The 13,668-nt window shown below is 70.5% G+C and carries 15 protein-coding genes and 1 tRNA gene; 9 read left to right on the plus strand and 7 right to left on the minus strand.

The genetic code is table 11. The features are described from left to right. Window positions 1-44: 44 nt before the first annotated feature. Genes IC607_RS02055 through IC607_RS02065 form a run of 3 tightly spaced genes read right to left on the minus strand, consistent with a single transcriptional unit; the run spans window position 45 to window position 1,800 of the window. Window positions 45-482 (minus strand): DUF4395 domain-containing protein, encoded by a 438-nt coding sequence (locus IC607_RS02055; protein WP_191785319.1) that lies wholly within the window; start codon window positions 480-482, stop codon window positions 45-47. After that, window positions 479-1,042, minus strand: coding sequence for a thioredoxin family protein (locus tag IC607_RS02060; protein ID WP_191785320.1), 564 nt, complete (start codon window positions 1,040-1,042; stop codon window positions 479-481). The genes IC607_RS02055 and IC607_RS02060 overlap by 4 nt, the downstream gene beginning before the upstream one ends. Window positions 1,043-1,065: 23 nt before the next feature. After that, entirely contained in the window at window positions 1,066-1,800 is a 735-nt protein-coding gene (locus IC607_RS02065) for a hypothetical protein (protein ID WP_191785321.1), read from the minus strand. A gap of 230 nt (window positions 1,801-2,030) precedes the next feature. Here IC607_RS02065 and IC607_RS02070 point away from each other — a divergent pair, with 230 nt between their 5' ends. From IC607_RS02070 to IC607_RS02080, 3 genes are all read left to right on the plus strand, one after another. After that, on the plus strand, window positions 2,031-2,753 hold the full coding sequence (locus IC607_RS02070) for a response regulator transcription factor (RefSeq protein WP_191785322.1): 723 nt from the start codon (window positions 2,031-2,033) through the stop codon (window positions 2,751-2,753). 75 nt (window positions 2,754-2,828) lie between these two features. Then, on the plus strand, window positions 2,829-4,079 hold the full coding sequence (gene nhaA / locus IC607_RS02075; RefSeq protein WP_191785323.1) for a Na+/H+ antiporter NhaA: 1,251 nt from the start codon (window positions 2,829-2,831) through the stop codon (window positions 4,077-4,079). Between the two features lie 40 nt (window positions 4,080-4,119). Beyond that, window positions 4,120-5,055, plus strand: a complete 936-nt coding sequence (locus IC607_RS02080) for an alpha/beta fold hydrolase (RefSeq protein ID WP_191785324.1) — start codon at window positions 4,120-4,122, stop codon at window positions 5,053-5,055. Between the two features lie 4 nt (window positions 5,056-5,059). On the opposite strand, the gene nth is transcribed toward IC607_RS02080, so the two are convergent. Next, window positions 5,060-5,791, minus strand: a complete 732-nt coding sequence (gene nth, locus IC607_RS02085; RefSeq protein ID WP_191785870.1) for an endonuclease III — start codon at window positions 5,789-5,791, stop codon at window positions 5,060-5,062. A gap of 98 nt (window positions 5,792-5,889) precedes the next feature. On the opposite strand from nth, the gene IC607_RS02090 reads away from it, so the two are divergent. Further along, the gene (locus IC607_RS02090; RefSeq protein WP_191785325.1) at window positions 5,890-6,297 is read left to right on the plus strand and encodes a hypothetical protein; all 408 of its coding nucleotides are present in this window, start codon (window positions 5,890-5,892) and stop codon (window positions 6,295-6,297) included. Window positions 6,298-6,440: 143 nt separating this feature from the next. Continuing rightward, window positions 6,441-7,118, plus strand: coding sequence for a Crp/Fnr family transcriptional regulator (locus IC607_RS02095; protein ID WP_191785326.1), 678 nt, complete (start codon window positions 6,441-6,443; stop codon window positions 7,116-7,118). An 8-nt stretch (window positions 7,119-7,126) separates the two neighbouring features. On the opposite strand, the gene IC607_RS02100 is transcribed toward IC607_RS02095, so the two are convergent. The 3 genes from IC607_RS02100 to IC607_RS02110 are packed head-to-tail and all read right to left on the minus strand — an operon-like array spanning window position 7,127 to window position 8,121. After that, window positions 7,127-7,612: a RidA family protein gene (locus IC607_RS02100; protein ID WP_191785327.1), complete on the minus strand. Its 486-nt coding sequence runs from the start codon at window positions 7,610-7,612 to the stop codon at window positions 7,127-7,129. Then, window positions 7,612-7,773: a hypothetical protein gene (locus IC607_RS02105; RefSeq protein WP_191785328.1), complete on the minus strand. Its 162-nt coding sequence runs from the start codon at window positions 7,771-7,773 to the stop codon at window positions 7,612-7,614. Before IC607_RS02105 ends, IC607_RS02100 begins: the two co-directional genes overlap by 1 nt. Window positions 7,774-7,821: 48 nt before the next feature. Beyond that, window positions 7,822-8,121 carry a WhiB family transcriptional regulator gene (locus tag IC607_RS02110; RefSeq protein WP_191785329.1) on the minus strand — a complete coding sequence of 100 codons (300 nt, stop codon included), beginning with the start codon at window positions 8,119-8,121 and terminating at the stop codon, window positions 7,822-7,824. A 238-nt stretch (window positions 8,122-8,359) separates the two neighbouring features. On the opposite strand from IC607_RS02110, the gene IC607_RS02115 reads away from it, so the two are divergent. From IC607_RS02115 to IC607_RS17755, 4 genes are all read left to right on the plus strand, one after another. After that, window positions 8,360-10,831: a transglycosylase domain-containing protein gene (locus IC607_RS02115; protein WP_191785330.1), complete on the plus strand. Its 2,472-nt coding sequence runs from the start codon at window positions 8,360-8,362 to the stop codon at window positions 10,829-10,831. After that, window positions 10,828-11,781: a metallophosphoesterase gene (locus tag IC607_RS02120; protein ID WP_191785331.1), complete on the plus strand. Its 954-nt coding sequence runs from the start codon at window positions 10,828-10,830 to the stop codon at window positions 11,779-11,781. Before IC607_RS02115 ends, IC607_RS02120 begins: the two co-directional genes overlap by 4 nt. Before the next feature lie 52 nt (window positions 11,782-11,833). Continuing rightward, a tRNA-Pro gene (locus IC607_RS02125) sits at window positions 11,834-11,907 on the plus strand. A gap of 604 nt (window positions 11,908-12,511) precedes the next feature. Next, window positions 12,512-12,937, plus strand: a complete 426-nt coding sequence (locus IC607_RS17755; RefSeq protein WP_225224433.1) for a DUF2690 domain-containing protein — start codon at window positions 12,512-12,514, stop codon at window positions 12,935-12,937. The last annotated feature ends 731 nt before the right edge of the window (window positions 12,938-13,668 follow it).

Here is a 13,668-nt window from a genome sequence, read left to right on the forward strand (position 1 = left end):
CTCCCGTGGCTTCGTCGGAGCGGCAGCAGCTCTCGCGCCGCCACTCAGGCGGACCGGGAGCGCAGGCGCAGGCCCAGCAGGTACATCTCGCAGCCGAGGCACAGGCCGAAGGCGGCGTTGAGGAACGCGGCGACCAGGGCGATCGCTGCCGACACGGGGACGGCCGCGGACACCCCGAACAGGGCGAGCACCAGGCCGACACCCGTGACCACGAAGCCGACGAGCTGCGCGAACCGCGGCGGGCGGGCGTCCTCGAGCTCGGTCGGCGCCGCGAGACGCGGGCGGACGAGCGCGCGGAACACCGCGGCCTGCCAGGTCCCCTGGACGCCACGGGCGACACCGAGGGCGAACGACACGGCGACGACGGCCAGCAGGACCACCGCGGCCGTACCGGTCCCCAGCAGCAGGACGACGACGAGCAGCACCGCGGTCAGCGCCGCTCCGAACCGCGGTCCGCGCGGGTCGATCTGAGTGTCCGTCACGAGCTCTCCTCGGGGGTTCGAAGGTGGTCCAGCGCCCCGACCGCCTGGGCGCGGCTGGTGGCGCCGGACATGCGGCCGACCACGACGCCGGCCGGGTCGAGCAGCAGGACGGTGGGGGTCCGCAGCACGTCGAACTGTCGCACCAGGTCCAGGTGCTCGGCGACGTCGAGGTCGACGTGGGTCACCCCGTCACGCTCGTCCGCGAGCGCGGTCAGGACCGCGTGGGTGCGACGGCAAGGGGTGCAGACCTCGCTGGAGAGCTGCAGGAACGTCGCCGTCGCGCCGAGCGGGACGCCGAGCTGGTCAGGCGTCACGAAGGAATCGACGCGGCTCGCGACCGCCGGTCCGGACGACCCTGCGTGAGCCGACGAGGTCCGCGGCGCCGAGGACTCGGACGACGTCGTGCCCGACAAGACAGGGAGCCCCGCCACATCGAGCCGCGCTGCGCGGTCCAGGACCGAGCGCTCGACGGGCGTGAACCGCCCGTTGCGGGAGCGCCACCAGAGTCCGAGCACGGTCGCGACCGCCAGGACGGCGAGGACCAAAACCAGACGGAGCACGTCGGGATTCTAGCCGACGAGCTCTAGCCGACGAGCACGCGCCCGACGACGTAGACGAGGATGCCGGTCACCGTGACGGGCAGCGACACGGCGGCGATGGCAGGAAGGCGCCGCTCGAGCGTGGGGAGCCGGTCGAAGAGCACGTGCAGCGTGGAGACGAGGATGCCGACGGCTGCCCCGAGCAGCAGGCCGGCGACGACGTCGACGTCGGGCAGCGCAGCAGTGGCGGCAGCACCCGCACCCGCTGCCGCCGCGGTGGTCACCACGGCGCCGAGCCATGCAGCGAGCGGGAGTGCGACGACCGCCGAACCAACCGCGAGGGCCAGCGCACCCGCGACGACCAGAGGCTCTCCCCCAGGCGTCCGTCCGATCGCGACCCAGCCCGCGACGGCGACCGCGACGAGGGTCCCGGTGACCGTTCCCGCGACGGACTCGACGAGGCGTGGCCGGCCGTCCCGGCGGACCAGCTCGTTGAGGAACGCCAGCAGGATCGAGCCGGCGAACACGAGCGGCAGGTCGCGGAGGTAGGGCTGGTCGGGGGTCGCCTGCACGGCGACGACGGCCCCGAGGCCGCCGAGCCCGATCACGACGGACGAACCGACGGGGAACGGGAGCCCCGCGAGCGGGGGCCAGCCGACGGCGACCGCGACGACGAGCAGGGCGGAGGCGATCGTGACCGGCATCCCGCCGACGTATCCGGCGACGGCGACGAGGGCGGCCAGGACCGCCGTGACGACCGCACGGGTAGCGAGCTGCACCGGCGCCTACCGCCCGTCCACCGACGAGCGCCGGGGGTCGACGACACGGCCGACGGCGCGCGCGGACAACGAGGAACAGCGGGGATTCACGCCAGCGATTGTCGCAGATGACGTCCGGATGACGTCCGGATGACCGGCACGCAATGGATGGCGTCGTCGTGTGTCGGCCACATAGCGGTACCGTGTGCCCACTCGCACGACCCCCAACCGCCCTGCGTGGAGGTTCCCAGGTGGCAGAACTGCTCCTGCTGACCCCGGTCCCCGGTGGCTCGGCCCAGGTGCTGCCCGCGCTCGGGCTGCTGTCGCACCGGATCCGGGTCCTTCCCGTCGAGCCCTCGGCCCTCGTGGACGCGCCCGACGCGGACATCGTCGTGCTCGACGCGCGGCGGGACCTCGTCACGGCCCGCACCACGTGCCGGCTGCTGCGCGCGACCGGCCTGACGGTCCCGTTGGTCCTGGTGCTGACCGAGGGCGGCCTGACGGTCGTCACGGCCGAGTGGGGCGTCGACGACATCGTGCTCGAGTCGGCCGGCCCGGCGGAGGTCGAGACGCGGTTCCGGCTCGTCATGGAGCGTGCGGCCACGTCGTCGTACGACGACTCCCCGCAGGAGATCAGCTCCGGCGAGCTGACGATCGACGCGGGCGGCTACACGGCCCGCCTGCGCGGCCGACCGCTCGACCTGACCTACAAGGAGTTCGAGCTCCTCAAGTACCTGGTGCAGCACCCGGGCCGCGTGTTCACGCGCGCCCAGCTGCTCCAGGAGGTCTGGGGCTACGACTACTACGGGGGCACCCGGACGGTCGACGTCCACGTCCGACGACTGCGCGCCAAGCTCGGGCCCGAGCACGAGCAGCTCATCGGCACGGTCCGCAACGTCGGCTACCGGTTCGACCCGCCCAAGGACCGCCGCGCCGCAGCGGAGACGCGCGACGTGGAGCCCGCGGACGCCTGAGCAGCGGGTACGGTGTGACCCGGTGAGCCGGGAAGCCTGGTCGGCAGTCCCGTCAGCCTGCCCCTGGGAGCCCACGTGCGCCGTCCGATCACCCGCCTGTTCTCCGCCCTCACGCCCGGCGGCGAGCGCAACCTGCTCGACACGCTGCGCCAGGAACGCACGGGCGGCGTCCTGCTGCTGGTCGGCACCGCGGTCGCGCTGCTGTGGGCCAACCTGCTGCCCGACCTGTACGACTCGGTCTCCGAGACGGTGATCGGGCCGCACGCGCTGCACCTCGACCTGAGCATCGCCGCGTGGGCCAGCGACGGGCTCCTGGCGATCTTCTTCTTCGTCATCGGGCTCGAGCTCAAGCGCGAGATCGTGGCCGGCGAGCTGCGCAACCTGTCGACGGCGATCGTGCCGATCGTCGCGGCGGTCGGCGGCATGGTCGCCCCCGCGGCCATCTACACGCTCGTGAACCTGCAGGACGGCGGCGACCTGCGCGGGTGGGCAGTGCCGACGGCCACGGACATCGCGTTCGCGGTCAGCGTTCTCGCCATCGTCGGGCGCAGCCTGCCCAACTCCCTGCGTGCGTTCCTGCTCACGCTGGCCGTGGTCGACGACCTGCTCGCGATCATCGTCATCGCGGTCTTCTTCACCGACGAGGTCTCCTTCGGCCCGTTGCTGGCCGGGCTCGCCGCCGTCGTCGTCTTCTGGTTCGCCGTCCGCCGCGGCGTCCTGACGCCGTGGCTCCTGGTCCCCTTGGGCGTGACCGCCTGGGCGTTCGTGCACGCGTCCGGCGTGCACGCGACGATCGCCGGCGTCCTGCTCGGCCTCGTCGTGCCGGCGACACCCGAGGCCACGCAGAGGGCGCTGAGACTGCCCGAGCTGCCCGACGACTCGATCGCCGAGCGCATGGAGCACCGCTGGCGGCCCATCTCCGCCGGCTTCGCGGTGCCCGTGTTCGCGGTGTTCGCCGCGGGCATCACGTTCTCGGCGGGCGTGCTGAGCGACACGGTCCACGACCCCGTCGCACAGGGCACGGCGCTGGGCCTCGTGCTCGGCAAGCCCATCGGCATCCTCGCCGCCACGCTGCTCGTCGCCGGATTCACGCGGGCGTCCCTGGCGCCCGGTCTGACCTGGGTGGACATCCTCGCGGTCGGCCTGCTGGGCGGGATCGGGTTCACGGTGTCGCTGCTGGTGGGCGAGCTGGCGTTCGGCTCCGGCAGCGCGCACGACGAGCACATCGTGCTGGCCGTCCTGGTCGCGTCGGCCACCGCGGCGCTCGTCGGCGGGCTCGCGCTGTGGCAGCGCGACCGGCATCACGCAGCACTCGTCACGAGCTGACGGCGACCGGCGACGCCGAGAACCGGTAGGTTCACACTCGATGAGCACGGTCGACTCCGCCACGTTGTTGTTCGACGGGCCCTGGCAGCACCGGTTCGTCGCCGCCAACGGCGGCCGCTTCCACGCAGCCGTGGCCGGTCCCGACGACCGCGACGCGCCGCTCGTGGTGCTGCTCCACGGCGTCCCGCAGCTGTGGTGGGCCTGGCGGCACCAGATCCCCGCGCTCGCAGACGCCGGTTACCGCGTGGCGGCGTTGGACGTGCGCGGCAGCGGCGGCTCGGACAAGCCACCGCAGGGGTACGACGTCCCGACGCTCGCGTACGACGTCGCGGGCGTCATCCGTTCGCTGGGCTCGCGCGGTGCGGTCGTCGTCGGGCAGGGCACGGGCGGCGAGATCGCGTGGGCGATGGGCGCGCTGCAGCCCGACGTGACGACGGCCGTCGCCGCGCTCGCCGCGCCGCACCCGCTGGACCTGCGCGCGCACCCGCACAACGCGTACCGCGCCCGCGCGGCCCGCCTGCTCGCCTACCTGCAGCTCCCGTCCGCGCCCGAACGCGCGATGGTCGAGGGTTCGCTGGTCGACCGGATGCTCGACGAGTGGGGCGGGAACGCCTGGTGCGACGAGGGCGCCCGGCGGACGTATCACGACGCGGCCCGCATCCCGTTCGCGGCGCACTCCCAGCTCCAGCAGCTGCGCTGGTTGGTGCGCTCGCAGCCGCGGATGGACGGGCGACGGTACGTCGCGGGGCTCGAGGAAGCGACTCCCCGACCGGCACTGCAGATCCACGGCGGCCTCGACGGGCTGCGCTCAGCCGCCCGAGCACCGCTCTCGTCGGCCACTGCGGCCCGTGTCGCCAGCACGTACCGCTACGAGCTGCTGCCGGACGCCGGCCACTTCCCCGCCGAGCAGGACCCCGCGCGCGTCACCGCGCTGCTGCTGGACTGGCTGGCGACCGTCGCCCCCGTTCCCGCCTGACGGCTCACCCCTTCAGCATCGCCGCGGCCTTGACCGGGTCGCGCTCGCCGATGCCCGCCGACGGGCACAGCGCGGTGATCGGGCACGCACCGCACGCCGGCCGCCGCGCGAAGCACGTACGCCGCCCGTGGAAGATCAGCCGGTGCGACGCCATCGTCCAGTCCTTGCGCGGCAGCAGCTGACACAGGTCCCTCTCGACGACGAGCGGGTCGTCGCTCGTCGTCAGGCCGAGCCGCGCCGACAGCCGCATGACGTGCGTGTCCGTGGTGATGCCGGGGACACCGAACGCGTTGCCGAGCACCACGTTGGCCGTCTTGCGCCCCACGCCGGGCAGCTTCACCAGGTCCTCGAGGCGACCGGGCACCTGCCCGCCGTGCTGCTCGACGAGCGCACGCGACAGTCCCGTGACCGACCGGGCCTTGGCCCGGAAGAAGCCGGTCGGCCGCAGGATCTCCTCGAGGTCGTCGGGCGACGCCGCGGCGAGCGAGGCCGCGTCGGGATAGCGCGCGAACAGCACGGGCGTGGTCAGGTTGACGCGCACGTCCGTGGTCTGGGCGGACAGGACGGTGGCGACCAGCAGCTCGAAGGGGTCGCGGAAGTCGAGCTCGCAGTGCGCGTCCGGGTACCGCTCGGCGAGCGCGCGGTCGATGCGGCGCGCGCGGCGCGTCCGGGCGAGGTCGCTCTCAGTTGCCGGCTCGACTGTCACGAGACGCAGCGTACGTCCGGCCTCCCACATTGCTCCCAAGGGGTGATGCTGCAGGCCATCGGGCGGTCCGGCTCAAGACCTCGCCGGAACTGTCCGAATCGGGATGCAGACCCCAGGAGGCTTCTTCCATGAGTCCACTCGTCGCGCGCAACGTCCGCGACCTGCGTCTCGACCGTCGTGCCCTGCGCGCCGAGCAGGCCCGAGTGGGCTGGTGGCGCCGGTTGGTCAAGGCACGCATGGACCTGGCCGTCGCGGCCGCCGCTCAGCCCCAGCCGCTGGGCGAGGGCATTGCGTTCCACCTGCCGCTGGAGGTCGGTCTCGACGTGCCGCGTCCGAGCCAGCTCGGCGAGGTCCTCGGGGGCGACTCCCACGTGGACAGGCTCACCGACCTGCGGGCGCTGGACGCTCAGCTCGCCCGGTACGAGGCGGGCGTCCAGGAGGCGCTGCGGACGGCGACCGACCGCCTCATCGGCAGCCTGGCGACGGACCCGGCGGCGACCGCGGCGTGGCTGACACAGCCGCTGAGCCGCGGCTGACACCCTTGATGGGGCAGACTGGTCCTCGGACGTCCCGCTGACCAGCGAGAAGTCCGGCAGAGCACCGCCCCGGCCACCGGCCCCGTGCGGTCGGTGAGGACGCCGTCACGCGAGCGCGGACGGCTGGGAAGGTGAGGTTCATCGTGGCAGACGACATCGCGCTGGCCGCCCCGCTGTTCGCCGGGCTCGAGCCGGAGGCCGCGGCGCTGCTCGTCGCGACGATGAAGCCGATCGAGCTGACGCGCGGGGACGTGCTGTTCCACGAGGGCGAGCCGGGCGACCGGCTCTACGTCGTGCGCGACGGCAAGATCAAGCTGGGCCGCCGGTCCAGCGACGGCCGCGAGAACCTGCTCGCCGTGCTCGGTCCGGGCGAGATGTTCGGCGAGCTGTCGCTGTTCGACCCGGGCCCCCGCACCGCCACCGCGAGCGTCGTGGCCGACGCCGTGGTCCTCGAGCTCGGGCACAGCGAGCTCGTCGGCTGGCTGCAGGAGCGGCCCGCCGTCGCGCAGCAGCTGCTGCAGGCGTTGGCCCGCCGCCTGCGCCGCACCAACGAGGCGCTGGCGGACCTGGTGTTCTCCGACGTCCCCGGCCGCGTCGCCAAGGCGCTGCTCGACCTGTCCACCCGGTTCGGAGAGACGGTCGACGAGGGCATCCGCGTGGCTCACGACCTCACGCAGGAGGAGCTCGCGCAGCTCGTCGGGGCGTCGCGCGAGACCGTCAACAAGGCACTGGCCGACTTCGCCGCCCGCGGCTGGGTGCGCCGCGAGGGTCGTGCCGTCGTCCTGCTGGACGTCGACCGCCTGGAGCGCCGCGCCCGCTGACTCGTCGCTCAGGCCGTCTCGACGACGATCTCGACCTCGACCGGCGAGTCCAGCGGGAGGACCGCGACGCCGACCGCCGACCGCGCGTGCACGCCGGCCGCGCCGAGGACGTCGTGCAGCAGGGTGCTGGCGCCGTTGACCACGCCGGGCTGGCCGGTGAACGACGGGTCGCTCGCGACGAAGCCGACGACCTTGACGACGCGCACGATCCGGTCGAGCGCGGCGGCGCCCGACGGGCCGCCCTCGGACTCGATGAGCGCCGCGACGGCCGCGAGGGCGTTCAGGGCGCAGGTGCGGGCCAGCGCCTGGGCCTCGTCGGGCGTGACGTCCGCGCCCACCTTGCCCGTGGTGCCCAGCGAGCCCGCGACGAACGGCAGCTGACCGCTGGTGTGGACGTGCACGCCGGTCCGCACCGCCGGCACGTACGCCGCGACGGGCGCGGCGGCCGCGGGCAGCTCGAGACCGAGGCCGGCGAGCCGCTCGGCCGCGGACATCAGGCCTGCTTCGGGCGCTTGAGGTAGGCGACGAGGCCCGCGTCGGGTCCCTGCACCACCTGGACGAGCTCCCAGCCGTCTGCGCCCCACTGGTCCAGGATCGCCTTGGTGGCGTGGATGATGAGCGGAATGGTCGCGTACTCCCACTGCTGCTGTGCCATGGCGTCACCCTAGTGCCGCGGGCCGCCGGTCCGCTCCGGCCGGTCCGCTCAGGTGGTCACGAGTGCCGGCGATCCCTGCGTCACCAGCTCGGAGCGCCACGACCGCACCTCGGGCCGACGACGCAGCAGAGCGCGGCGCTCCCGCTCGGTCATGCCGCCCCACACACCGAAGTCCATCTTGTTGTCGAGCGCGTCGGCCAGGCACTCGAGGCGCACGGGGCACGTCAGGCACACGGCCCGGGCCTCCCGCTGCGCGTTGCCCTCGACGAACAAGGCCTCGGGGTTGATCGCCCCCTTGCCGCACGCGGCCTCGGCCGTCCAGTGACCGTCGAACTGTCCGTCGACCATGCCGACTTCCTCTCCCCCTGCCCCGGAACACCGGTGCGACGTGGCCGCACGGTCTTCCTCGTAACGTGCTGCACGAGGAAGGTATTGGTCGGACGTTGACCATGGCTAGACCCCGTTCGGGTCATTTCGTCTGCTGGACCCGCGGGCGAAGCGCCGGGCGTGTGCAGGTCCGGTGGAGGTCGATGTTCGTCGGGCGAAACCTGGGAGACGACACAGCACCCCCGACTAACCTGACGGCATGCCGAACCCTGCACGCTCCCGTGGACGCAAGGTCAACGCCGGTCAGGCGTTGGCCCTCCTGCTGTCCTTCGTCCTGGTCGCCGTGGTCGGTGGCGTGCTCGCGGCGGGCCTGATCCTGCCGGGTGCGGCCGTCGCCAAGGGCGTCACCAACATGACGACGGAGACGTTCGACGAGCTGCCGACGGAGCTCGCGGAGAGCTCGCTGCCGCAGAAGTCGACGATCCTGGCGGCCGACGGCAAGACCGTGCTGGCGACGTTCTACGACGAGGATCGTGAGGTCGTCGGCATCGACGACATCGCGCCGATCATGCAGGACGCGGTAATCGCGACCGAGGACAAGCGCTTCTACGAGCACGCCGGCATCGACCCGACGGGCATGCTGCGCGCCGCCGCCAAGGGCGCGCTGAGCGACTCGAAGGAGGGTGCCTCGACCCTGACGCAGCAGTACATCAAGAACGTGCTGATCGAGCAGGCGCTCAACAAGCCGACGGAGGCCGAGCGCAAGGCCGCGCTCGAGGACGCGCGCGGCGCTGACGGCACCGAGGGCGTGGCGCGCAAGCTGCGCGAGGCCAAGCTGGCGATCTCCCTCGAGCAGAAGTGGTCCAAGAAGGAGATCCTCGAGAAGTACCTCAACATCGCCCAGTTCGGCATCAACCTCTACGGCGTCGAGACGGCCGCGCAGAAGTACTTCAGCACGTCGGCCAAGAAGCTGAACTACCTGCAGGCCGCGACCATCGCCGGCATCACGCGCTCGCCCACTGCGTGGGATCCCACGCGCAACCCCAAGGACTCGCAGGATCGCCGCGACACCGTCCTCAAGCTCATGGAGCAGCAGGGATACATCACGACCGCTGAGTACGACAAGGGCATCGCGACGCCGCTCAAGGACACCCTCAAGGTCCAGACCTCAACCCGCGGGTGCATGGCCTCCGCATCCGCCGTCGCCGGCTCGGGCTTCTTCTGCGACTACGTCACCAAGGTGGTCGCAAACGACATGAAGTCGCTCGGCAAGACACGAGCCGACCGGCTTGCCGCGCTCAACCGCGGGGGCCTGACGATCAAGACGACGATCATTCCGAAGGAGCAGAAGGCCGCGGACAAGCAGGTCAAGAAGGGCGTCCCCGTCAAGGACAAGACGGGTATCGGTTCGTCGATCGTGGTCGTGGAGCCCGGCACGGGCAAAATCACCGCGATGGCGGAGAACCGGGTCTACAACAACACGAGTGAGCACGGCAAGCGTGAGACCGCAGTCAACTGGAACGCTGACAACGAGTACGGCAGCGCATCAGGCTTCCCGCCAGGCTCGACCTTCAAGCCGTTCACGCTTCTCCAGTGGCTCAAGGACGGTCACAGTCTGAACGACCGGATCGACGGTCGTCTGCGCAAGGACTACAACACCGACCAGTTCACCGCCTGCGGCGCCAAGCTTCCCTCGAGCAAGTGGAACCTGCACAACTCGGAGGGGCAGGGCGGGTTCATGACCGTTCAAGACGCGACCAAGAACTCCGTCAACAGCGGTTACGCCGAGATGGGTAAGCAGCTCGACCTCTGCGACATCATGAAGGGCGCCAGCGAGCTCGGTGTGCACAAGGCCGGTGGCGCAGCCGGCACTGGCGACTTCGACCCGTTCCCCGCCAACATCATCGGATCACAGTCGGTCGCGCCGCTCACCATGGCCAACGCTTTCGCAGCCTTCGCTTCTGGCGGCATCTACTGCGACCCCATCGCGATCAGCACGGTCACGAACGCGTCCGGCAAGAAGTTCAAGGTGCCGTCCGCCAACTGTCACCGCGAGCTCGAGTCTCGCATCGCCAACGCGATGAACGAGGGCCTGAGCCACGTGTGGGAGGGCACCGCGAAGGGCGTCGCAAAGCCCTCGTTTGCGACCGCGGGCAAGACGGGCACCACGAGCGAGAACGAGGACACCTGGTTCGTCGGCTACACCCCAGCACGTTCCGCCGCCGTATGGGTCGGCTACCCGAACGAGTTCAAGCCGATGAAGGACGTGACGGTGGCCGGCACCTACATCCGCCGCATGTATGGGTCGTCGATCGCCGCCCCCACCTGGTCTCGCTTCATGACCAGCATCCGCAAGGGCGAAGACAACCCCGACTTCACCAAGGCAGGTTCGGACGAGCTGTACGGGAAGAAGGTCTACGTCCCTTACGTCGTTGGCCGCTCGGCGGGCGACGCGAAGGCGATCCTTGAGAGTGCCGGGTTCAAGGTGAGCATCGACACGACCCCCGTGGCGTCCGACAAGCCCGCAGGGACCGTGGCGTCGCAGAGCCCGTCAGGCTCCGCACCCAAGAACACGTACATCTCGCTGCAGATCTCCGACGGCTCGCAGGTCAAGCCGCCGGAGAACCAGGACCAGAACAACCAGGACGGCCAGAACCAGAACCCGAAGCCGGGCCAGAACGACGGCGGCAAGGGGAACGGCAAGGACAAGGGCGGCCCCGGCAAGCGATGACGAGCTCACCGACAGCCCGTGCCGCGGCCGCGGCGGGCGGGCTGGCCCTGGCCGGACTGGGCGCGCTCGCCTGGGCGAGCCTGGTCGAGGTCCGCTGGTACACCCTGCGCGAGGTGACGGTCCCGGTGCTGCCGGCCGGTCAGCCCGACCTGCGGATCCTGCACCTGTCGGACCTGCACCTGATGCCGGACCAGCACCGCAAGGTGGACTGGGTCCGGGACCTGGCCTCGCTGAACCCGCATCTGGTCATCGACACGGGCGACAACTGGTCGCACCGAGAGTCGATGGGGCCGCTGCTGCGCGCCCTGGAACCGCACCTCGCCGGCCCGGGCGCGTTCGTGCTCGGCTCCAACGACTACATCGCGCCGGTCCCCAAGAACCCCGCGCGCTACCTGCTGCCCGACGCCAGGCGTGGGACGCACGCGCAGCACCGGGAGCTGCCGTGGCGCGAGCTGGTGTCACGCATGACGTCGGCCGGCTGGGTCGACCTGACCAACCGGCGCGACGTCGTCGAGATCGACGGGCGCCGCATCGCGCTCGTCGGCACGGACGACGCGCACCTGGACCGCGACGACTACCCGGCCGCCGGGGGGCCCGACGACCCCCGCACGGGGTCCGAGCCGGTGGACCTGCAGCTGGGCGTCACGCACGCCCCCTACCGCCGCGTGCTGCAGGCCATGCACGACGACGGCGTGGACCTGATGATCGCCGGGCACACGCACGGCGGCCAGCTCGCGGTGCCGCTGTACGGGGCCTTGGTCACCAACTGCGACCTCGACACGAGCCGCGCCAAGGGCCTGTCCGGCTGGCCCGGCCCGCGCCCAGACCGCACCGGCGGCGCCGACTCCACCTGGCTGCACGTCAGCGCCGGCCTAGGCACCTCCCCCTACGCACCGGTCCGGTTCGCCTGCCGCCCGGAGGCGACCCTCCTCACCCTGACCGCCGCCTGACGATCTCGATTTCGCGAGTGAGGGTCGCGTCGGCTATCCTTGCAAGGCTCCACGGGGTGTGGCGCAGTTTGGTAGCGCGCTTCGTTCGGGACGAAGAGGTCGTGGGTTCAAATCCCGCCACCCCGACAGTGTGATGTCTCAGTAAATCGCGGACGCTCGGGCCTACGGATCTGCAGGTCCGGGCGTTTGTCGTTGGAGTCTGAGTTTGCCGGTGGGCTAGTGGCCGCGCGCGGCGTTGAGGGTGACGTCGCGCAGGATCTCGCTCGCGGCTCGGGGGCCGCTGCGGTCCCCGGTCGCGTGCGCTCAGACTGAAGCGCAACTCCTACAGGTTCAATTGCGCCCGCGCCCGCCCCGCGACGGACGATCTTCTTCCGACTTGACATCGAGGCACCTGCCGCGAATTGCCCACGGAGGCACGTACGCGCGGGACGATGCCGGGCCCAGCCCCCCACCCGTGGCGGAGTCAGTGGGTCAGAACCCACTACAGCACAACCAGGGCGCGCGCGTGTGGCCAAGATCACAGCATCTTCCGAACCCGACATGTCGGACCTTCGTCTACGGTCACTGCGTACCTCGGGCAACGACGGGGTGCAGCCCATTCCGGAATTCAACCCGGCGAACTTCCAACCAATTCCACAGAAGTTCCGCCAACCTTCACAAAGGAGTTGAGAGAATGCTAACCGCACTTCGAGCACTACGGCGGCCGGGCGCGCTGGCGTTTTGCATCGCAATGGCCCTCGGATTCACGATCGCCGGGCCAACTTCTTCGTCTTACGCGGCAACCTGCACGTACACGGGTTGTAGCGGAAAAGACCCACAATCCTACGGATGCTCGTCAGGCGCTACAACCGTCCGCGAAATGAGCTACCTTCAGGTGCATTTGGAACTACGCTATTCAGCAAAATGCCACGCGTCGTGGATGCGCTACACGAAGACGGAAATCATGTACAACACTGCGGACAACATGGTTTTCGACCGCTACATTAGCGCAGGAAACGTTGGTTGGGTCCATCAGTACTCAATCTATCTCTGGACTGGTGAGCTGTCCGGGTGGAGCAAGATGATCGGATCGGACGCGACACTGAGGGTCGGTGTGTGGAACTCGACCAATTCAAGTGCCGTCGGTGGAAAGACCGCGTCCTACAGCGCGTCCTAACTTCTCGATCTGAGGAGTGGCGCCTGGTTCATCGTAAGGTGGCGTGGTCGCACAATCGTCACGGCACGATTCTCTGAAACAGATTCGTGGTGCGACTGCGGAGGTATTTTCGCGGTCGCACCACGAATTCGTTGGCCAATAATTGGGATAGGCGGCGGCCGGGCTGTTGTCGTCTGCAACGCGAAGGCCCACGTGGCTCTGGCCCCCGCGGCCGTCGTCCGCACCTCTGCCGCCGCCCCGGGACCCCGGTCGCTCGAGCAGCCCACGACAGACTTGCGACGCAGCGGCAACGACGCCAACCAGGCGGCGCAGCCTCCCGCCTGCGGGGCACTTCACCTGTGGACCGCACCCTCGGGCGATGGATCGCATCGGGTGTTCTCAACTCTTCACAATTCGGACTCCTTACTTGTAGGTTGCGGGGGGCCTTCGCCATCTGCCGACGGGGCGGACGGGCCAAGAAGCATCAGGGGGACATATGCCGAATCGGTGCGCGCTCGGAGGGGCCAACGAGTGGGGCAGCCGATCCCTGTGGATCGTCGCGACTCTGGCCGTGTGGTCGTTGCTGCTGACGACTTTCGGTGGAGGGGCGGTTCAGGCGGCTCCCGCGCCCAGTCACTCATCATTGCCAGAGGCTGCGCCGGACCTCGAGCCGCTACGTACGCGTCACAGCAACGGCCCAACTGCGCTACCCGAAGCGCGTCGCGGCGCGGTGCTGGGCAAGTCGTGGAGGA

It is taken from the genome of Cellulomonas sp. JH27-2 (assembly GCF_014837175.1).
Taxonomy (GTDB): domain Bacteria; phylum Actinomycetota; class Actinomycetes; order Actinomycetales; family Cellulomonadaceae; genus Cellulomonas.